Origin of the sequence: Alkalihalobacillus trypoxylicola (assembly GCF_001590785.1) — a bacterium.
GTDB lineage: Bacteria > Bacillota > Bacilli > Bacillales > Bacillaceae_D > Alkalihalobacillus > Alkalihalobacillus trypoxylicola.
On the sequence record NZ_LTAO01000023.1, the window covers coordinates 460,654 to 482,897 of the forward strand.

General features: G+C 35.4%; 17 protein-coding genes and 1 riboswitch. Of the genes, 6 read left to right on the top strand and 11 right to left on the bottom strand.

Annotated elements, in window-relative coordinates; translation table 11 throughout:
* Positions 1-313 precede the first annotated feature (313 nt).
* Entirely contained in the window at positions 314-2,335 is a 2,022-nt protein-coding gene (locus AZF04_RS14675) for a methyl-accepting chemotaxis protein (RefSeq protein WP_061949378.1), read from the bottom strand.
* A 379-nt stretch (positions 2,336-2,714) separates the two neighbouring features.
* Here AZF04_RS14675 and AZF04_RS14680 point away from each other — a divergent pair, with 379 nt between their 5' ends.
* The gene (locus AZF04_RS14680) at positions 2,715-3,938 is read left to right on the top strand and encodes an NAD(P)/FAD-dependent oxidoreductase (protein WP_061949379.1); all 1,224 of its coding nucleotides are present in this window, start codon (positions 2,715-2,717) and stop codon (positions 3,936-3,938) included.
* 93 nt (positions 3,939-4,031) lie between these two features.
* Here AZF04_RS14680 and AZF04_RS14685 read toward each other — a convergent pair whose 3' ends face one another.
* Positions 4,032-4,901 carry a GNAT family N-acetyltransferase gene (locus AZF04_RS14685; protein WP_061949380.1) on the bottom strand — a complete coding sequence of 290 codons (870 nt, stop codon included), beginning with the start codon at positions 4,899-4,901 and terminating at the stop codon, positions 4,032-4,034.
* Between the two features lie 135 nt (positions 4,902-5,036).
* The gene (locus tag AZF04_RS14690; protein WP_061949381.1) at positions 5,037-5,993 is read right to left on the bottom strand and encodes an ornithine cyclodeaminase family protein; all 957 of its coding nucleotides are present in this window, start codon (positions 5,991-5,993) and stop codon (positions 5,037-5,039) included.
* A 303-nt stretch (positions 5,994-6,296) separates the two neighbouring features.
* Here AZF04_RS14690 and AZF04_RS14695 point away from each other — a divergent pair, with 303 nt between their 5' ends.
* Positions 6,297-7,214 (top strand): nucleotidyl transferase AbiEii/AbiGii toxin family protein, encoded by a 918-nt coding sequence (locus tag AZF04_RS14695; protein ID WP_061949382.1) that lies wholly within the window; start codon positions 6,297-6,299, stop codon positions 7,212-7,214.
* A gap of 35 nt (positions 7,215-7,249) precedes the next feature.
* Here AZF04_RS14695 and AZF04_RS14700 read toward each other — a convergent pair whose 3' ends face one another.
* Positions 7,250-8,137, bottom strand: coding sequence for a type IV toxin-antitoxin system AbiEi family antitoxin domain-containing protein (locus AZF04_RS14700; protein WP_061949383.1), 888 nt, complete (start codon positions 8,135-8,137; stop codon positions 7,250-7,252).
* Between the two features lie 280 nt (positions 8,138-8,417).
* Entirely contained in the window at positions 8,418-8,576 is a 159-nt protein-coding gene (locus AZF04_RS21245; RefSeq protein WP_156479513.1) for a VOC family protein, read from the bottom strand.
* 275 nt (positions 8,577-8,851) lie between these two features.
* Positions 8,852-8,949, top strand: a riboswitch (purine riboswitch).
* A 45-nt stretch (positions 8,950-8,994) separates the two neighbouring features.
* Between AZF04_RS21245 and AZF04_RS14705 the strand changes: the two genes are divergently transcribed.
* The 3 genes from AZF04_RS14705 to AZF04_RS14715 all read left to right on the top strand — a co-directional run bounded on the left by AZF04_RS14705 (position 8,995) and on the right by AZF04_RS14715 (position 12,900).
* Positions 8,995-10,167 carry an MFS transporter gene (locus AZF04_RS14705; protein ID WP_061949384.1) on the top strand — a complete coding sequence of 391 codons (1,173 nt, stop codon included), beginning with the start codon at positions 8,995-8,997 and terminating at the stop codon, positions 10,165-10,167.
* A gap of 560 nt (positions 10,168-10,727) precedes the next feature.
* On the top strand, positions 10,728-12,371 hold the full coding sequence (locus AZF04_RS14710) for a BCCT family transporter (RefSeq protein ID WP_061949385.1): 1,644 nt from the start codon (positions 10,728-10,730) through the stop codon (positions 12,369-12,371).
* Between the two features lie 196 nt (positions 12,372-12,567).
* Positions 12,568-12,900: a MazG nucleotide pyrophosphohydrolase domain-containing protein gene (locus AZF04_RS14715; protein WP_061949386.1), complete on the top strand. Its 333-nt coding sequence runs from the start codon at positions 12,568-12,570 to the stop codon at positions 12,898-12,900.
* A 360-nt stretch (positions 12,901-13,260) separates the two neighbouring features.
* Here AZF04_RS14715 and AZF04_RS14720 read toward each other — a convergent pair whose 3' ends face one another.
* Complete coding sequence (locus AZF04_RS14720; RefSeq protein WP_061949387.1) at positions 13,261-15,303, bottom strand: methyl-accepting chemotaxis protein; 2,043 nt, start codon at positions 15,301-15,303, stop codon at positions 13,261-13,263.
* 731 nt (positions 15,304-16,034) lie between these two features.
* Here AZF04_RS14720 and AZF04_RS14725 point away from each other — a divergent pair.
* Positions 16,035-16,670 carry an SRPBCC domain-containing protein gene (locus AZF04_RS14725; RefSeq protein ID WP_061949388.1) on the top strand — a complete coding sequence of 212 codons (636 nt, stop codon included), beginning with the start codon at positions 16,035-16,037 and terminating at the stop codon, positions 16,668-16,670.
* 192 nt (positions 16,671-16,862) lie between these two features.
* Here AZF04_RS14725 and AZF04_RS14730 read toward each other — a convergent pair whose 3' ends face one another.
* The 5 genes from AZF04_RS14730 to AZF04_RS14750 form a co-directional block, all read right to left on the bottom strand.
* On the bottom strand, positions 16,863-17,045 hold the full coding sequence (locus tag AZF04_RS14730) for a hypothetical protein (protein ID WP_061949389.1): 183 nt from the start codon (positions 17,043-17,045) through the stop codon (positions 16,863-16,865).
* Between the two features lie 471 nt (positions 17,046-17,516).
* Positions 17,517-18,386: a hypothetical protein gene (locus AZF04_RS14735; RefSeq protein ID WP_061949390.1), complete on the bottom strand. Its 870-nt coding sequence runs from the start codon at positions 18,384-18,386 to the stop codon at positions 17,517-17,519.
* Positions 18,387-18,666: 280 nt separating this feature from the next.
* Positions 18,667-19,506 (bottom strand): sugar ABC transporter permease, encoded by an 840-nt coding sequence (locus AZF04_RS14740; RefSeq protein ID WP_061949391.1) that lies wholly within the window; start codon positions 19,504-19,506, stop codon positions 18,667-18,669.
* Complete coding sequence (locus AZF04_RS14745; RefSeq protein ID WP_061949474.1) at positions 19,506-20,822, bottom strand: carbohydrate ABC transporter permease; 1,317 nt, start codon at positions 20,820-20,822, stop codon at positions 19,506-19,508. Before AZF04_RS14745 ends, AZF04_RS14740 begins: the two co-directional genes overlap by 1 nt.
* An 82-nt stretch (positions 20,823-20,904) precedes the next feature.
* Entirely contained in the window at positions 20,905-22,179 is a 1,275-nt protein-coding gene (locus AZF04_RS14750; RefSeq protein ID WP_061949392.1) for a sugar ABC transporter substrate-binding protein, read from the bottom strand.
* Positions 22,180-22,244 lie beyond the last annotated feature (65 nt).

Here is a 22,244-nt window from a genome sequence, read left to right on the forward strand (position 1 = left end):
GAAGAATAATCAAAATTATAACTACAGCTCCAAAGGTTCGAGAGTCCAAATAAATTTGGTTAAATATAAACAAACTAAGAATAAATAAAGCCATAAGGGAATACGATTTCCAATATTTCTTCACATAATAATTCTTGGGAACATCGTTTTCTGACATTATAAACCACCGCCTTAAGAATCTATAACTAGCGTTTTCAATTATAAACGAGTTCATGAAATGGGATCTTATGTAAATATTCTAACAGATCCCTCTAACATTAGACTACACATAAACAGAAAAAAGACCCCTTGTCCTTTTAGGGGTCTTATATGATTATATCCTATCTTCTTTTTTCTCTAATTCGAATTGAAGTGAGAGCTCCTGCAATTCCTCTGCCATTTGTGAAAGCATGCTGACGGCTGCTGAGATTTCCTCCATCGATGCTAGCTGTTCTTCGGTTGAGGCTGTGACGTTTTCTGAGTTGCCAGCCGTTAATTCAGCAATTGTTGAAATTTCTTTAAAGGTTACAATAAATTGCTTAGCACCTGAATCCAAATGCTTCGCTTCTTCATACACATCATTAATTTCCTGGGAGACGCCTTCAATAAATTGTTTTACTACACCGAATGTGTCTCCTGCATTATTGACGACTTTAATTCCCTTCTCCACCTGCTCTGTGCTTTCTTGCATTTTGACCGTCGTTTGATTCGTTTCCTGTTGAATGGATTGAAGAATTGTTTTAATGACGTTAGTTGATTGAGCTGATTGTTCGGCAAGACGGCGGACTTCATCAGCTACCACGGCAAAGCCTTTACCCTGCTCGCCAGCTCTAGCGGCCTCGATAGCAGCATTTAAGGCTAATAAATTAGTCTGTTCCGCAATACCATTAATTTCATCAATAACCTTGTTAACCTCCGTTGCTCTTTGACCAAGACCTGTTACACTATTTGACAGCTCTTCTACCGTTTGTTTAACTTGCTGCATCTGATGAATACTATCAGTTATCGCGGCATTTCCTTCTTCCACTGCATCTGTAGCTTGAATGGTATTATTTAAAACGAGTTGAGAGCGTTCTGTCACCGAAGTAACACTTTCGGTCATCTTTTTAGTCGCTTTATTTCCCTGTTCGATAAGCTCTTTTTGGCGGTCAACCTTTTCTGCCATCTCCTGAACATCCTCAGAAATTTGCTCCGTCGCTCTAGTATTTTCATCAGCACTAGCTGCGAGCTCCTCGGACGAAGAAGCAACATACTGAGATTTATCCTGCACATTGGATATCATCATCGCTAAGGAGCTTCTCATTTTTTCAAAAGCCTTACTTAAGCGATTAATCTCATCCTTTTCATTAGAAGAGATATTAAAATTCACACTCAAATCTCCACTACTCATTTGTTCTGCTGATGAAGTTAACGCTGCCAGTGGACGAGTAATAGAACGTATTAGAATTAACACAAGGACCATCCCAATAATAATGGCGGCAATGGTTACAATCGCAGAGGTGATGAGAATTGGTTGTGCTGCTTCTCTAACCTCTTTATTCATAGAAACGCTGACAATTTTCCAGCCTGTTTCAGGATTAGAAACATAATTTAAAGTCGTATCTTCGCCATTATAAATATAGTCAAGTCTACCACTATCGGTTCCTTGAAAAGCTAGAAATGAGTCACTTGCTTTCACTCCCACCTCTTCAAATGGATGCGAAATATAATGATTTTCATCATCCAATAAAAATACGAATCCTTCGTTTCCAATATTAATTTCAGATAGCATATCAGTAAGCGAATTTAAAGTAATATTTATTCCTATGGCTCCAAGTCCATCATCGGTCGTTTTCGCGACCGTCGTTACAATCGATCCGGTGGAGGCTGAAGGATATGGAGCTGTAATAACCACCTCTCCTGGATGCTTCTGTGCTAATTCATACCATGGACGAACTCGAGGATCATAATCGGGTTCTGATGGTGGTTCTGATGGTGATTTCATAAAATGACCTTCCACTGTCCCAACATACGATAGCTCTACATTCGTTCTAGAATTTTGAAAATCATCTAATAATACTTGCTGACTTGGAGAATCTTCCTCCAAGAAACTAGCCACATCACTTGTAGCTGCCAAATAATTAGCATTCTCTTTATGACCTATCATAAAAGTATTAATTGTGTTGTTAGTAATATTGAGACTTTCTTTTGCAGCATTTTCTAGCTGTTGCTTCACATTTTGACTCGCACTCATAAATGAAATGCTCGCAATCAAAATACTCGGTACAATTAAAACGAGTAAAAAAGAAAGAATGAGCTTTGTTTTCAAAGAAGTCTTTATAAATGAGAACGATTTACGATGTCTGATGTTATGCATGCTTATTTCCCCTGTCCTTTAGTTTTCAGAAAGTTATGTGTACTTAGGCCGAAAGTAACACTTACTTTCTTAATTTTCTATCGGTAGCGAAACTCTCTTTTTAAATAGACTTTACAATGATTTTAAAAAAATATTTTTGATGATGATTTTTTCCTTTGTTTGTTTGTTTATTCCATTTGAGAATAGTGAGCTTATTAAGTCCTTTCATTCACTTTTAAAGAATGGCTATGGGTCTTCTTAATCCTGGCTTTATGCTTTAGGAATCTGAAAGCCTATTTAAAATTCCCCCTTATGTTACAACAATAAAATGTCGAGCATTTTGCACATAACAAGAACAAAAAGTGAAATACTATAATTAACTTTTTTTGGGGGGATATTAATGAATTTACAATCTGGTACCTATTATTGGCCACTCACTTTTCCAAGTGCTCCGACCTACCCTGCACTGGAAGAGAATTTATCCTGTGATGTGGTCATTATTGGTGGTGGAAGCTCTGCCGCTCAGTGCGCCTATTACCTTTCAGAATCTGATTTAGATGTAGTTGTTATGGAGAAGAACCAAATTGGTGGTGGTAGCACTAGTTCAAATACGGCACTTCTTCAGTATTCAGGAGAAAAAATGTTTACCGATATGGTTCACACCTTTGGCCTCGATTATATGAAAAAGCATGTACAATTATTAAAACAAGCGATCGATGATATTGAAGTAGCCTCAAAAAAGGTATCGATTGATTGTGAATTTATGAGAAGAGATACTCTTTATTCCGCTAGCTGTTCAGAGGATGTAGAGCATTTAAGAAAGGAATACGATTTTTTAAAGAAGCAAAACTGCGAGCTAGATTTTTTATCAAAGGATGAGATTGAATCAAAATACCCATTCAGTAGGGAAGCCGCTATCTACTCTTATAACGATGCCGAAATCAACCCCTTTAGATATACTCATGCACTAATTGATTATGCTTCTAAAAAGGGTGTTTCTATTTACGAAAAAACGGAAATGAATGGTCACCATTATGATCAAGAGCAAGACAAGATGGTGATATCGACAAAGAATGGTCATTCTATCCAAGCTCAATTTGTCATTTTTGCCACTGGTTACGAGGGTATGGAAATCAATAAAGAAAAGAAAATCTCTTTTGTTAGTACCTATACGGTCACGACCGAGCCTGTAGAGGATTTATCAGCGTGGTATAACAGAACGCTCCTTTGGGAAACGGCTCGCCCTTATTTATTTATGCGAACGACAAAAGACAATCGAATTATTTTAGGTGGCTTAGATGAGAATACGACCAAGCCAGAAGACCGTGATAGTAAGCTTATTCATAAAAGAGATAAGCTAATTGAAGAGTTTCAGTATATGTTTCCTACCATCAAAGTCAAACCGCAATTTAGCTTGGCAGCGTTTTACGGAGGTAGCGTTGATGGAGTTCCGATAATTGGTCAGTATGAGAAATATCCAAATAGCTATTTTCTCTTTGCCTTTGGTGACAATGGGACCGTTTATAGCCAATTGCTATCAAAATTGATAGCAATTGACATAATAGAAGGTGAAAGTCCTGATATGCTTCTCTATTTGCAGGACCGACCCCTGCTACAAAAGTAGGTGGAAAGGATTTGCACACCGCTGCAGTCCCTTTTAACAAAAAAGAACACTCCTTTTTCTGGGAATGTTCTTCTTTTTAATGGAGCGAGTAATCTATCCAAAAATTTGCGCGGCAACCGCGAATAATGTCTGGTTTCTCACTGGCATCGTAACAGAATTCACCATAATAGGTGGTTGATTTTGCTTAACAAATCCACTTTTTTCTAATATTCTCATGAACTGTTCATGACCGGATATCACATCAATACGTAAATTCCCCTGATACTTGGCAGATAATTGTTGTACTAGTAATAATGCGATTTCGGAGTTTGGTGCTACAATAGGACCTAATACAAGATTAACTGGTCCCAAGATAGAAAGTCCGTACCCTAAAATGTTTCCTTGTTTATCCTTCGCGACAAAACACTTTTCTGACTGCCTTATTCTATTCATAAGAAAACGACTTCTATTCCCTCCAAAGGCAGCCTCATCTAGAGTGATAATCTCAGTAAGATGCTCGTCACTAAACTCATCAATGATGAACTCATTGTCATTAACCGGTTTTGGAAGAGCCGTATAATCCGTACATATAAATTTATAAATAGAATCAACCGATTGAAAGCCTAATTTTTTGTAGATAGGTATTCCTTCCTCTGTTGCAATGAGCATAATAGTCGTGTCTGTAGAAACCTCGCCTATACACTTTTTAATAACCTCGTTTCCTAATCCCATCCCTCTAAATCGTTGATCAACTATAACCATACCAATCGAAGCTAGAGAAGAATCGTAAGGAATAACAGCCGCACTAGAGACAACTTTCCCTTCTACATTTTTATGCCCGAATATTTTCCCTGAAGACAGAATGGTCTTTATTTCATTTTCGTTATAATCCCATTTAATTGAAGATGACAGTGCAATTAGTCCTGATACATCGCGCTCTTTCAATTGAACTAATTCAACTATTGGTTTATCGTTTATGGACATTAAGATTTCTCCTTCTTTAAAGCCATCATTTGAATCTCTTATGTAAAATAATACCACATCCGCTTTTGCAATCGAGGCAAACAAAAAAGGAGCTTAAAAAGTCCCTTTTTCAAGTACGACGCTACTTTTGCCTTATTAAAACTGAAAATGAAGGTAATCACTTGAATTCCTTGCTCTTTGATAAACATGCCATGCAGCAATCAAATCTAGAAAAGGTAACCCCACCATTCCATACACGGTAATTTGTTCTGAATGATTTCTACCTAAGCTCGGGTCGTAAAGCACTTCGCCTAATTCTGCATGAATGTCCTCTTCTCCTAAACCAACACCGCCAATCGCTCCCATACTGATGGCTATCTCTTTATCATCTGCAATAAAAAACGATTTTTTGATCAATTCGGCACTGACCTCTGCTTTATTTTTCTCATCAGGCCCTAAAGTCGTAATATGTGTACCTGGTTTTACCATATTCGAGAAAAGAAATGGTGCTTTAGACCATGTGGCAGTTATAATTATGTCCGCCTCATGTACAGCATCTTGTAGGTCGTCTGAAATCCTTATTTCGAAATCGTAAGAATGAAAGATTTTTGCAAAAGCATTGGCTTTGTTTAGGTCATAATCATAAATCGTGACATGAGAGACGTCTCTGAACTTAAGTAAAGAACGAAGTTGAATTTCCCCTTGTACTCCTGCCCCAATAATTACTACTTTCTCAGCACTTTTACTCGCCAATAGATGTGTACCTAATGCCCCTGCAATACCTGTGCGAATTTTTGTTATATATCGAGAATCCATTACACTAAGTAGCTGACCATCATTTCGGTCGAATAAATGAATGATGCCTTTAATGGCCTGACTGCTTTCAGGGAATTTCGAGTGATTTTTTATTGTAAATGCTGGAATCGGCTCACTATAACCAGGGAATAACACCATAGCCGTTCCATTTCTGTCAGGAAGTTTAGAATACACTCTTTTTCCTTTAAGATTTCCTTTATTGATGAATGGTTGAATAAAAGCTTCTCTAATTTCTTCTATCAAAACATCATGATTAATTAATTCCTTGATATCACTATCAGATAAAATAATGGTCAAAAATTTCACTCCTTTAAAAACGTCGATATTTTTAAGAAGAATGATAGAAAAATTCTTTTTGGTTATTTACTCCTATCACTCTCCGCTGATTTAATTTTATTTCTAATGGAAAGATTTTTGATTGCTTTTTGGAGAATAGCCATTTTTTTCCTTCACCCACTAAAATTAAAAATACCCCGTTTTGATTAATGCTAATGTTTTTAGTTTTTTTAAAATTATAAACCAATTATTAACATGATTCGTGTTCTATATAAGATTTTTATGGTAATCTTTAGTAATAGATGGAAGATTAGGAGGAACTTTATGAGATTAGGATTAGATGAATTAAGAAAGATAAGATTACTAACCATCATTGCTTTATTTTCTGATGATGATTTAATGGAAAATCTAGTTTTAAAGGGCGGTAATGCCTTAGAAATTGGATATGGATTAAATTCACGTGCATCAATAGATATTGACGTATCTATGATTAATGAATTTGAAATAATTGGCCTTTATAATACTGATGCAATAATAAAAAAACTAGATTATGTTCTAAATAAGGCATTTGAGCCTGAAGGTTATAAAATTTTTGATGTGAACGTGAAACTTAAGCCTAAAAAGCACAGAGAAGAAGTCGGTGATTTTTGGGGTGGATATGAAGCAAATTTCAAAATAATAGAATCTGATTTATTTCAGATACATAAGGGTAACGAAGTTGCATTGAGTGCCAAAGCACTTGCTACGAACCAAAATAAAAAAAATGTAAAAATAGATTTCGGTAGATTTGAATATTGTGGTTCTACTATTAATAAAGAATTAGATGGATTCGATATACAGATTTATACCCCTGAACTAATACTTTATGAAAAACTGAGAGCTTTATGTCAACAAATGCCTTCTTACCTTATATCTATAAAGAAAGATGCAAAATTCGGAAGACCTAGACCTAGAGATTTTTATGATATTCATACAATTCTAACAAGTAATCAAATTCCTAATTTAGATTTTAAAAGCGCTGAAAGCCTAGAGCACTTTGAAAAGTGTTTTGAAGCTAAGAAAGTCCCTCTTTATCTTATAGGTGAGATAAAAAATACACGTGAATTTCACAAACAAGATGAAGCTAAGCTTAGAGATTCAATATTAAATAAAGAAGGGTTTAAGGGATTTGATTTTTATTTTGAGTTCGTATTAAAAGCTCTAGGAGAAGAAATATCACTTCCTCAGAAACTCACTAATTAAATACTATAAAGAAGGTCACAAATACAGTACCTTCTTTATATATTTTTTGGATGATGTAGTTTCCAATTTTCGTTATAGCTTGATCCCGTCATATCATATGTAAGATAAAAATCATTTTTAATTGGAAATTTATTTTTGAAAGAAGTTATGCTTTTTTCTTTGTAGTTAGCTCTTTCCAAGAAAAATCCAATGGATTGATGGTAAGGATATTTTAAGTTCATTTTTTTTAAATAAGCAGCTAATCTATTTAGTGATAATTGATCACGTGCATTTTTAAATATTTCAAGAACTTCATAAACACCTCCAGAATATTGAGGCCTTACCGTAATATCTATAAGTGTTCTTTCCAAATCAGTTACAAAAAGATTTTGTCTATGAATAACTCCTAATTTATTTGTATATTGTCCATTTAGAAAATATATTCGTTGACTATTATAATCTAAATAGTTATTAGTAAGTCTCATGGGTTTAGAGAAAGCTAAGAAAATATCCTTTTGGTGAATATCTTTATCAAGATTATTTGATTTTTTTGGTGATTGTTCGTGCGTAACATAAATAGACTTATTTATTTCATCTGTTAAATCATGAAATGTAACAGCAGAGTAATGACTTAAATAAGAGTTAGAATAAAGATTTATTGCTAAAACATCGGTTTCTACATTGTTCTTTTTAAAGATATATCTAGTTTCAATTCTACTCATTGGACCAAATTGTATTGAAGTTAAAATTTCTTTCTTAGATGTAAGGTAATTAATAAATTCAGATCTAGTAGTATTATTAGGTAATTTCCAAATAAAACGATTTTCAGAGAGTACCTCTTCAATTTGAGATTTCTTTAGTGAATATTTATTTTTTGTTTTCAATGCACTGGTTATTTCTTCTACATATAAGTCCATTATTTGAAACTTATTAAGTCGTGCCAAATTTAAAACCACCTTAATGAATAGAAAGTATAATCATTGGGTAAAATGAAGTGTATACACTTCATTTTACATCATAAATCTCCTTTTTTCAAGTGCCAAATATGCTAAATCGCTTTAAAATACACGTTTTGTGACGAAATATTAAATGTATATTTTTATTCTTTTTTGGTATAATGAAGTGTATACACTTCATTATACAGGTAAAAAAACTTTGTTCAAGGGATTATAGTACTATTTTAGTTGGAATTTCTCAATACCATGACTAGGTAACTGAAACCTTTTAAATTATGATAAATAATCTATATACAAAGGATAGATAGATTGAGTAATAAAAAAAATAATAGCTATCTTCTATAAGTGAGAACCCTAATTGTTTGTCATAAAACTTTTTCATCTCTTCTAGCTTAGTCGTTTGTAATGTCAATTCTTGGATTTCCATATTCATCATCTCCTATCTCTGATTTCCGATTTCATTTTCTATAAACAAAATATAACGAAAATATCGATAAAAAAACTCAGTCCATAAGAGAATGTCCTCTACAACTTTAGTAGTATTCTACTCTAAATACCATTCATCAACTACCATTTAATAATCAAGTGGCATTCATTCCTCATCGACTAAAACACCTGGCGAGCGCAGTATTTTATGACTACCTAAAAATTAACACTTGAAAAATCATGACATTGCTTGTAAACTATTCTAGGTGTTGAGCGACTAGCAATTAAATATGAACCTGTATAACCTCAGAATATGGCTGAGGGTCTCTACCAGGAACCTTAAAATCCTGATTACAGAAAATGAATCTCATTTTTTGTAATCAGGATTTTTTTATTACGTAAAGAAAGGATGTTAAAAAATGAACTTTAAAGTATTGATACTAGCATTATCAACCGTAGCCGTTGGTTTAGTTGAATTAATTATTGGTGGAATTTTACCAACGATTGCCGATGATTTAAATGTTTCATATAGCTCAGCGGGTCAACTTATTACTATTTTCGCCTTGGTTTATGCGATTTCAGGCCCGATATTACTCGTTTTAACGAGCAAAATAGAACGAAAGAAATTATATCTTATTTCTCTATTGATATTTCTAATCAGTAATATACTGACTTATTATAGCCCAACATTTACGTTTATGATGGGTGCCAGAGTATTAGGAGCGATGAGTACTTCTTTAATTGTCGTATTATCGTTAACAATTGCCGCTAAAATTGTTACACCTAAACACCGCGCAAAGTCGCTTGGTCTTATTTATATGGGAATTAGCTCCTCACTCGTGATGGGCGTCCCACTTGGAATACTCATATCCGATCTGTTTAATTGGCGTTTCATATTTCTAGGAATTGCCCTGTTGTCGGTCGGTTCCTTTGTACTAATCTCTATCTTTTTAGAGAAAATACCAGGAGAAAAAGCTGTGCCACTTTCCAAGCAATTAAAGGCTGTGGCAAGTTTAAAATTAGGAAGTGCTCATTTAGCCACTCTATTTATGCTAGCCGGGCATTATACACTGTATGCTTATTTCACTCCATTCTTAGAGACTGAACTAGCGTTGAGCTCTAATTGGATTAGCCTTTTTTACTTGTTATTTGGAATAGCAGCTGTTAGTGGTGGAGCATTCGGAGGAATACTATCAGACAATATTGGAACTCAAAAGAGCATCATTGCTGTCATTATTTCATTTGCAATTGTGCTTGTTCTTTTACCATTCACCACTTTCTCACTCGTTCTTTTCATTCCGATGATGATGGTATGGGCAGCTCTTAGCTGGAGTCTTGCACCGCCACAGCAAAGCTATTTAATTGAAACCGATCCTGTGACATCTGACATTCAACAAAGCTTTAATAACTCAGCTCTGCAAATCGGTATCTCTTTCGGTTCCGCATTCGGTGGCCTCGTCCTTAATCAGACAGGTACGGTCTCTTATATGTCTTGGTTCGGCGCCATTCTCGTCGTAGTTGCCTTATTATGTGCGATTTTTTCGATTACGAGAAAACCAAAAGAAGAGGAAAATCAATCTCTCGCCGCTTAGATAAAAAAACAGCACTCTTTCATGTGAACTGCTCCCTATAAATTAGACAGGTTTAAAAAAATCTTATATATCTAGTAGATGGCCTCGGTACTGTTCCCGGGCCATTTGTTTTTTTCCCATTGGTAACGACCTGAATGATAATACCGAATAAACTCTTCGACATTTTACCCTCAACTCAATGAGAGTCTTGCATTTACTAGCACCCTTATAATGTTTAATGATTCCATAGAGGCATTGTATAAGCAGTTACCTATTGAAACCTATACTGTGTAAATCCTAGTTGCGTTACGACTGTGATACGTAGGATGCTTATAATGGATTGCCTTGATTTGAATGAAGAATGGCACCTAAATAAATCTGTCCATCTAGTATAAAAAGGAATTTTATTTTTTTATTTGAACACAAAATTTAACCATTTATTACCGTATTTTCAAACAAAGAAAATTACATATAAATTGGTTATCAAGAAGATAATTAGGGTAGTATATGTAAGTTAGAAATATTAACATATTTTTAGTATAAGGATGTGAATTCTTAGTTTTTTTTGACTAAGTTTATTTATGAAGAATCTTAATCTATCTGTAGTATTTTGGGCATCATTAATCGTCGCAAGTATCTTTATCTTATGGGGCTCACTGGCTCCAGCAAACGTGGAAAATGTTCTCGGAGCAATTGATAGCTTTTTATCCAATTACTTTGGTTGGGTGTATATAATTGCGACAACATTATTTGTGCTACTAGCCATTTTTCTTATTTTTGGACCTTTTGGTCGTATTCGTTTAGGGAAACCTGATGAAAAACCTGAATATAGCTATTTTACATGGTTTGCCTTTTTATTTACGGCAGGTATGGGTGTTGGACTTGTATTCTTTGGTGTTTCTGAACCACTGACTCATTACTATAGCCCGCCTTCAGCTGAACCTTTATCAGCTGCAGCTGCTGAACAATCTGCCATTTATACCCTATTCCACTGGGGGTTTCATCCATGGGCTACGTACGCTATAGTCGCTTTAACTTTAGCTTACTTTAAATTTAGACATCAAGCACCTGCATTACTGAGTTCGGCGTTAACACCCATCTTAGGGAAACGTACAACGGGGCCATTGGGACAAAGTGTAGATGTATTAGCGGCATTTGTGACCATTTTTGGAGTTGCCACTTCATTAGGTCTTGGAGCCTCACAAGTTACAGCAGGATTAAACTATACGACTGGTATTGAAAATAATATGGTTTCCACCATAATTGTCATTGTAGTATTCACAATATTATTTTTAATATCAGCTGTAAGTGGTTTAGATAAAGGGATTCGTTATTTAAGTTGGAGTAATGTCATTATTGCAATTGCTCTGATGTTATTTATCTTGGTGTTTAGTTCCCCTGTTCGAATCTTTGAAGGTTTTACAACGACAATAGGACTCTACATTCAGAACTTACCGAGTATGACATTAGGTATGAATGCCTTCCAAGGAGAAAGAGAATTCTTAAATGATTGGACTTTATTTTATTGGTCTTGGTGGATTGGATGGTCTACATTTGTAGGTACATTCATAGCAAGGGTATCAAGAGGAAGAACGATTCGCGAATTCGTTTTAGGCGTGATGGTGGTTCCAGCAATATTTAGTGCTTTGTGGTTCTCTGTTTTTGGTATTGCTGGTATAGACTTGGACAATGCATCTATGGGCGCGCTTTATGATATCATTCAGCAGCAAGGGAATGAATATGCACTTTTTGCTTTTCTTGAGCAATATCCTTTTGCTCCAGTTCTATTAGGAGTAGCTATTCTTTTAATTGCTTCTTTCTTTGTTACTTCAGCTGATTCAGCAACATTAGTATTAGGTATGTTAACAACTGGTGGGCATTTAAACCCTACAACTAAAGTTAAAGTAACCTGGGGTTTGGTATTATCAGGAACAGCTATAGTCCTTTTAGTCTCAGGAGGGCTTGAAGCTCTTGAGATGGCCATGTTAATCGCAGCGTTTCCTTTTACTATTGTCGTCATTCTCATGATGTATTCATTATTAAAAGCTTTAAGTAGTGAGTACGATATATTAAAACTCGAACTCAAACAAAAAGAATGGGAAAAATCATATCAAGCAGAGTCTAAAATCGAGCTAAAAGAGATGAGGGAAGAATTCGAACAGAGTATGCCAGATGAACTTTCTGATGAAGGAGTAACTATTAAAATAAATAATGAAAAAGAATAGTTCAAAAATATATAGCAATGGTGGTGAATGATTCTCACTACTATTGCTATTTTAGCTTGTTTCTTCATGGAAAGCTGTCACCATAAGGTATCTTATAATAAAGTTCCCGTAATCTCATAACCCACTCCAAAACCTATATATTGTGATATAATCATATTGTTTAATACTATATATAGAATTGTAGGAGCTGATTGTTTTGGATGCAAAGACGTTTCAGAGCTGGATAGAGAATTACTATACGGAGAGAGGCTGGCATAATTTAGATATCTTTATTCGAATTGGTTTTTTGGCAGAAGAGACTGGAGAGGTTGCGAGAGCCATTCGAGCGCTCGAGATTGGTAGAGACCGTCCTGATGAAGTCGACGGTTCCTATGAAGAAAATAAGCAGTTACTAACAGAGGAGCTAGGAGATGTGCTAGGAAACATAGTCGTTATTGCTAACAAATATGAGATTGATTTAGAGGATATTTTTTCAATGCATCAAAAAAAGCTGGCAGACAGATATCAAGAAGCGGATGAACAGAAATAGCTACTAAAACATCGTGTCAGTAACACTTTAAGACAGAATTCATTTGATAGAACTCATTATTTGCAATCTATTCTAGTTACATAATAATAATAAAACTCACCCATTATAATGATCGATGTGAACGAAGTTTTCAGAAGAATATACAAGAAAAGACTAGACTTATTGCGCTAGCTGTCCGCTTCCAAAAGGCACTTCATAAAGAATCTACAAATTAAACAGGTCCCTTCTCTAAGAAGAAGGGACCTGTTCGTTATTTGTGTATGCATGTATGACACACCATTTTAGTTTCTCTACATAACATCTTCTAAAAATAAATTATGTCCCATCCTTTTCTTATACGGTTATTTAACAAAGTTCTATTTAATATTTAAATTTACTCACATTATCTTGCATATTTTGAGCTAGTTTTGCCAGCTCCTCACTTGCTTTTGAAATCTCATCAATGGATACGGTTTGTTCTTCAACAGATGCTGAACTCTCTTCCGTAGCGGCTGCATTTTCCTCTGAGATAGCGGATAAGTTTTCTACCATTTCAATTAATTGTTTTTTCTTTGCTTCCATGTCATTACCACTTTGACTAATTTTTATCATGACCTCACTCATTTGTTCAATGGCTGTAGCTATTCCTTCGAATTTATTATTAGTGTGAGTAACACTTACTGTTTGTTGTTCAACAATTTGACTCACTTCTTCCATCGTGTGAACCGTTTGATTTGTTTTGTTAGTTAAATCATGAACAACGTTCGAAATCTCCTCTGCAAACTCACTAGAGCTTTCCGCTAACTTTTTTACTTCATCGGCTACAATAGCGAAGCCTCTCCCATGTTCACCAGCTCTTGCCGCTTCAATGGCTGCATTTAAAGCTAATAAATTCGTTTGTTCGGTAATACCTTTAATCATTTGACTCGCAACAGCTATTTTTTCAACACTTTCACCCGTATTTTTTATCGTATCGTGAATTACTTTTGTAGCGTTATTGATTTCATTGGTTTTCTCAACAAGTTTCTGTAGGATTAAAAACCCTTCGTCTTTTTCATGACTAACTTTTTGAGCAGATACATTAGCTTCATGTAAGTGCCTATGATTATTCTCTATCAAAACACCTAGCTCGCTAATATGTCTGACCCCTTCTTCCACATCGCTCGCTTGATTGGTAGCTCCTGTAGCAATTTCTTCAATCGCTTTAGCCACTTCATTGGCTAGCTGGTGTGTATCTTGACTAGTGGCGGTTAGTTCTTCTGAGGAAGCAGCTACCTGCTCAGATGTGATGCTAATATTTTTAATCATCTCTTTTGTATTTAATTTCATCTTATCTAATGCTACTGCCATTTCACCAAATTCGTCATTTTTATAGAGAATTTTTTCTGGAATTTCATAAGTTAAATCCCCAGAAGACATGACTCCTAATATTTCTTTAAATCGATGAATGAATTTTGCCGTTCCATTAGATATGACCCAAAGTACAATACTAAGTATAATAAAGGTAATCACACCTACTATGGCAATAACGACTATGTTTTTGATAATAGAAGCATTCACTTCTTCCATCGAGAGCCCTAAGTTTAAAGACGCAACATACTGATGATCCTCATACATCGGTAATGTTACAGAATAAACGTTTATTTGCTCATCTTCGTTAAAGTGTTCAGCCGTTTTCATTTCTTCTTGTTTAACGGCTTCTTCTATAAGCTTGTCTTCGTTAACCAAACCAACGAGCTCCTCATTATTATGAGCGATGATTTCAGCATCCGTGTTCAATACAGAAGCATACACAATATTATGTTCTTCCCCTAATTGTCTAACAAGCTCTTGATAACTAAAGGATTGCGTTAATAATTCAACTTCATTGGCATCAATACCGATTTGAGCAAAGTGCCCATCACTATGACGTAAATAGCCAAACTTATAATACACACCAGATACTGTGTCTTCTCGAATTTCTTCCATTAAATCTATAGATCCACTAAGTCTAAATTGATCTACAGGATGATCTGATGGAGGAACCCAACCTAAATAGGAATCGACTGTTGAGTAGATAACTTCTCCATCTGGTGAATACCAATAAATCTCAGTTACCCCCGTGTCTTCCATTACCTGACTCAAGAATTCATTAGACAACTGATCCTCGTTAGAAATAAGAACATTGCCTGCTACTGTGATTTTATCCTCTAGCATCTCATTTATTTTGACTAAAGATATACGATTATCCTCAGAACGATCGCTGACCTGCTGTGCTAAAGATATACCATTTTCCCTCATTTGAGTTAACAAACTATCTCTCACAAAAAACGATGAAACGGCACTAATAGCAATAATCGCTAAAAATATAATGAATAATGGTAAATAAACGAGCTTGACTTTAATTGAGGTTTTCCTCTTTCGTGTTTGTTTGTTTTTTATCATTCATGTTTCTCTCCTTTAAATACATCATCTCATGAGTATAAAAGAATAGGATTCTCAATAGTCAATTCACTGTATGGAGTCCATCTAAAAAGTCTGTAAATTCAGTCTTTAATATCACGACCTTCAATTAGTATTCGGACCATAGTTGAGAGTATGCACTAGCTTTTATTCACCATTTCTTATATTGAAATCCTATTAAACTAGATTGTATTTTTAGTAGAGTGTTGATCATATAAATCGAATCCACCGACTAATCTAATTTAAAAGGAGAATTTTTAGTATCAAATAACAAATAATAGTTCTTTATACCTACTAATTTCGCCGTTTTTTCACTTAGTTTGGAATCGCTTCAAAAACCCCCTAAAATACTATAGAATAAGCATAAAATAGACATAGGTACTTTTTAAAAACTCTTTTTATAGTACATAAGTAACAGATATCTGTTACTTAAATATATATTTATTTTTCGCAGCAGTCAATTTAAATTTTTGATAAAAAAGAGAAGTAGTTGATTTCACTAGAGGAGCGTATTGGGTGCTTAGTGAAACATCTGTTGAATGGAATGTCCTACGTTTTTTTAATACGGTTAAACGGTAGTTGAACATGCAGAGGATATCGAAGCCCTCTGCGAAACCGTATGTGAAATGGATAACGGGAGTTTAGTGAGAGTGGTTTAATCGAAACGATTATGGTTAAATCTATATACAACCTATTCTAAGGGAGTGAATTCATTGGATCCTATCAACCTTATTACATCCCTTCATTCTGTCAATCGCTCTATAAAAACTGCCGAGAAGGATGAAAAAGATGTTCGCCATGTTACTTTAGAGCGTTCTTTTTCTGTCCCGGTCGAAGAGCTTTGGGATGCCGTTACCAATCCTGAACGCTTGTCGCGTTATTTTGGTTATGTTAATGGTGAATTAAAAGAAAATGGCCGTTTTCAAGTTAAAGACAATGCGGAAGGTACAATTACAGAATGCGTTCGACCTCAATTTTTTGCCGTAACTTGGGAATTTGCTGGAGGATTAAGCTGGATCGAGGTTCAGTTTGCACCCGTTAGCACGGCTGAAACTTCATTAAAATTAACCCATATTTGTCCCGTAGACGAGCACTGGATGAATTATGGACCTGGAGCAGGAGGCGTTGGATGGGATTTGGTTTTAATCGGTTTAGAGGCTCACCTTTTAGATAAAAACTTTAATCTCACTGATGGCGAAGCCTTGCTAACCACCAAAGAAGGAATGAATTTTATAATCGGTTCGAGCGAGGACTGGGGCAAAGCAGCCATTGCAGCGGGTGAAAATCCCGAACAAGCCAAAGCAGCAGCTAAACGAACCACTGCTTTCTACACCGGTACCGCCGAATAGCGATTAGAAAAAGGAACTGGTCCACCCCTTATCTGGGTGTCAGTACCTTTTTTATAGGATATCCATTTTTGTGCGACGCTCCTAGTTATTTCAATACAAATTCCATATTTCTACTTTTTGTTTTCATCCCCATTGACTTATAAAAGTCGATGGGGTATTTTGCGATATAGCTTTCAAAGAACTTAAAATTTATTAATGGTCTAAATCGTCATCTAAAAAGCTTTTTTTACTTTTTATATTATTTTCATTAAATTTTCTAGTGAAATAAATACCGAGATTTGATTTATTAATACCATTAATGACTGCTAACTCAATAACTTTGTATAATATTAGTAATCCAATGATGTATACAATAATTGAAATAATAGTTGACATTTCAATCTCCTTTAGTTTTAATAAGTATATTGAGCATAAGATGGTTGGTATTCCATATGTAAAAGAATACAAGAATTCATTACTAATGTTTTTTTAAAAGTGAGAGTAGTTTCCATAAGCGTTTAACCTTTTGATTGCTTTCTCCAAGTTCCGCTATTTTTTGAAAAACGGCTTAAAAAACCCAAATATTTCAAAATATTGCTGTCAGTATTATATCAAACAGTTTAATATTTTGTATATATAATGTGTAATTATTAGCTATTTATTGCATTTATATAAATTACATGTCGTAATAACTCTAATTAACTGTAAATAACTCCTTATTACTCTTAATTTCTAATAGTTAAATTCCTTTAGATAATGATTATGTTTTCAAAAACAAAAACCAGAAAGGGACATTTTTTCCTGTGTCCACTTTCTGGAATATTAATAATACTGTTCTTATCTTTTACTATTTAAACATTACCTACTTTATTCTTCATTCTCTTCTTCTAGCTCATCGATTATGTCATTCATTTCCTCATCTAGATGCTCTTCTGTGTCACGTTCTTCAATATCTATATCTTCAGGCATAACATCTTCTAATAGGAAGAATGCTTCATCATAATCAATATTATGCTCATACTCGATGACATCAAGTGTTATTCGGAATGGGTTTTGCTCGTCTTCATTTTCCATTCTAATGACTTCATACGTTTCTTGGTCAAACCAATAATGAAGAACTTCCTCCTCACCAGTAAAGCTAACATGGTAAGTCGTATATCCGTTTACCTCTTCTTCACCTTCAAGAACTACATCATAATTTTCCAAGTATTGTTCAAATTGATTATTCATTGGATGGATATCAGCTGGATCACCTTCTACATCAAACATCTCCACACGGTAAGCAATATCTTCACCTTCAGTATATTGGAGACTATATTCACTATCATCAGCTGTGTATTCAGTCGGTTGACCTTCTACTATACGCTCTGTCCTTGTACTAACCGAACCATCTTCATGAACATAAGTGTATTCCAAAATTTCTTCCTCTTGGGCTACTCCCTCTTCTTCCTCTGTTATATTTTCATCTACATCTGCATCAATTCCCATAGTCATTACATTATGTCTAAAGGCACTTTGTAAATTCGCTTCCGCTTCCATAGCAGCTTTAACAATATCTTCAACTGCCAAAAAATCATTTTCTGCTTCTTCAGTCTCATCATTATTCACTTCCGTCTCAACCTGCTCATCCGTTTCTTCCGCCTCGACAGTATCATCATTATTTCCGTTATCTTCACCACAGGCCACCATAACCACCATTAAACTAGAAATCGCTAAAAATTGAGTAAACTTCTTCATATAGTTCTCCCTCTCTTTATCTATTTATTTACTTATTTGTTATGTATACCCAACTTTTATTTACTATAACATTACTAATAAACTTCATACCCCATTTCAAAACTACCTATAGGTGATTATTTCCTTCAAAAATAGAGTTTTCCATATTTTTACCTCCTAATCAATCTCCATTCTTTACCCTATTTTTAAAACAGTCACACGTTTTACCTTAAGTGTATTTTTTCCAAAAAAAAGATCCAAGGCACTTGCCTTGAATCGTCAGTCTGGACATTATAATTTTTTAGCCTTTTGTTCCGCCAGCTGCTAGGCCTGATATGAGGAAGCGTTGGAGGAATAAATAGACGGTTGCGATCGGTAATGCGATTAAGACCGAACCAGCAGCAAATCTTGTAAAGTTATTAGAAAACTGATCATTAATAAAGTTAAATAGTCCGACAGCTAATGTGTAATTTTCTTTACTTGAAAGCACAATCGATGGAAGGAGGAAGTCAAACATCGGTGCCATAAAATTAAACAGGGCGACTACTGCTAAAATCGGTTTTGCTAATGGTAAAATGATACTCCAGAACACTCTTAAATGCCCTGCTCCATCAATACGTGCTGCCTGATCGAGCTCACGAGGAATCGTATCTAAATATCCTTTTACGAGCCAAGCATTAAACGGAATTTGTCCACCAAGGTAGATTAAGATTAAACCTGTAAGTGTGTCTAATAAACCGAGCATGTTTAAAAAGATATAGAGAGCAACCATCGCCATCATGACGGGAAACATTTGGAGAAGTAAAAAGATATATAAGCCATTTTTCTTTCCGACAAAATTGTATCTCGAAAATGCGTAAGCGACTAGAGAGGTTAGTATCACACTACCTACAGCATTCGCAACCGAGACAATCAGTGAATTTTTATACCAAAGTAAATAATCACTGCTTTCACTAAATAACCATTTATAATGATCTAGTGAAAAATTTTGCGGAATGATAGAAGAAGAGTATAAACTAGTGCTTTGATTGAATGACATACCAACCGTCCATACTAAAGGGTAGAATATAATAACCGCTACGAACGCTATAATGACGTAGATGATGGTTACTTCAATTCTTGACTTTATTTTTCTATTCACTAGATTTCCCCCTCTTCTTTAAAAGCTCTTGTTTTCCTGAATTGATAAAAGGCAAAGCCTGAAACAATTAATCCCATGATGATCGAAATGACTGCTGCCATCGCATAATTATTCGTATCAAAGGTTAGCTTGTATACCCAGGAAATTAATATATCCGTACCTCCAGCATTTTGCCCCCGTACCGGCGGACCACCTTCATTAAATAGATAAATAATATTAAAATTATTAAAGTTCGATGCGTATTGCATGATTAATAAAGGAGCTGTGGCAAACATAACATGCGGAAAGGTGATGTTTCGAAATTTTTGGAAACGACTAGCACCATCCATATCGGCTGCCTCGTACCAATCACTCGAAATACTTTGCAGAATTCCTGTTATTAATGCAAAGATAAATGGAAAGCCAAGCCAGGTTTGGATCAGAATAATCGCAATTCTAGCGTATAACGGATCACTCAGCCAGGCGATACCTTCGCCACCAATAAGCGGAATAATCAGATCTCTATTAATCGTTCCGAAATCATCGTTAAACATAGCTGCGAATATTAAAATCGTCACAAAGGATGGGACGGCCCAAGGAAGAATTAAAATCGTACGTATCAATCTTTTAAATTTCACTCTCGTATCATTAACCAAAACAGCTAAAAAGAAGCCAACTGAGATTTGCAGCGTTGTCGCTACCACTGTCCATACGACCGTCCACGAGAACACACTAAAAAACGTATTCTGCCATATTGGAACCGTTACTAAGCTCTTAAAATTATCTAACCCGACCCAATCAACGAGATTACGCGGAGGTGAATTGTATAAATCATAATTCGTAAACGCTAATAAAATAGAGAATAGTAGTGGAAAAATCACGACAAAAATCATTAATAATAGTCCTGGTAGCGTCATTAAATACGGAAAGGCATAGTTATAAACCTCTCGAGCGGTCTCTTTGAACTTTAGAGGCTTCCAGCCTTGCTGTATTTTGATTGCCTGCTTTCTAGCATCTATCACATTAAATATATAAAGAGTAATGGCAATAACCGTTACTATTAAGGACAGCACCCCTAAGACGAGCAAGCGAATTGAATGATCCGTTCCAGGAATAGTACCTAATGTACGAAGTCCCCACAATCCAAAATTAATCGAATCTAAGCTCGTAATCAAAAACGACAATTGGATGATGATAAATATAGAGCCTTTCAAATATCTTCGGTTATATAGCTGCCCTAACCCAGCAAATAGAATCGATAATATCATCGCTATCCTTGGATTATGTTGTTTAAGGCGAGGTTTCTTCTCATTCTTTTTATTTACAGGATGTTCCATTGTTGGAGTAGTCAAGCCCTTACCCTCCTCCTATTATTTCAATATAATTAAAAAGGGAAGAGGCTCTTCCCTTTTTATTGTTTTAGTTTCCAGCACTCATCTCAATATTCATCTGTATTTGCTCAACTGCTTCGTCAAGAACCTCTCCTACCTCTTCACCTTCAGCTAAAAACTGTAATGCATCATTCATTGGTCCCCAAACCTGCGCCATTTGAGGCGTACTTGGCATTGGCACACCATATTCAATCTGCTCGGCAAAAGCAGCATAAATCGGATCGTCTAAATTATTTAATACGTCTGTATTTGGAGGTAGCTCTCCTGCCACTTCAAAGTAATGAGCGAGATTCTCTTCATTCGTCATAAATAACGCTAAATCCTGCGCCCAATCCTTATTCTCTGAGTAGTAAGAAACCATCCATGATTTTACCCCAACAAATGTCGCACTAGCTTCACCATTAATTTTTGGAAATGGCGCAAACCCTAAATTTTCTCCAATCGCTTGCTCATAAACAGGGATGCTCCAAGGCCCATTAATGACAGCCCCTACCTTACCTTCTGTAAATAATCCATCAATAACATCGACGGTTGTAGAAGCAGGAATTAGTCCTGAACCAAAGAAGGATTGATAGAGCTCGCCACCTTCGTAAGCGCCTTCATTATTTAAACCAATATCCTCCGTATCATATTCCCCTACATCACCACCAAAAATATAGGCACCGTAATTTTTGAGGAAAGGAAAAGCAAAATAGAGATCATTAGGTCTCATCAGAAATCCATATTGATCAGCTGATGCATCCGTATTTTCTTCAAGAATCGCTCTTAAATCTTCGATCGTCTCTGGTGCTTCTGGTACAATTTCTTTATTGTAGAAAATTCCATATGTTTCGATAACAGCTGGAACTCCATAAATATCCGTTTCTCCTTCGAACTCATAGGTGACCGCATCTATAGAGGAACTAGCATAATTGCTTAACTCATCATCTGATAGAGTAAGAGGATCAGCTAATCCTTGTGCCACAATATTTCCGATCTGGTCATGTGGCTGGAAAAATAAATCGGGACCATTCCCTTCTGGACCTGCTAATGACAATTCCTGCAATTGGTCCATCATCGGCTTTGTCTCAACCTTCACGTTAATTCCCGTTTGCTCTGTATAATCGTTTGCTATTTTTTCAATCGCCTCTAACTGCTCTTCTCTATCATTTGCCCAGATGGTTAATTCTTCAGGTTGATCCGCTTCCCCACCATTTGTATCCGTGGTTACTGCCTCTTCTTCCCGTTCAGGTGCACATGCCGCTAAGAGAATAATCATTAAAAACATGGTAATCAGTGATAATAATGAAAAACCTTTTTTCATTTCATTTCCCCCCTGAAAAAATTATATTAATCTAGTAAATATTGAGCTACCTCTATTATTAAGGA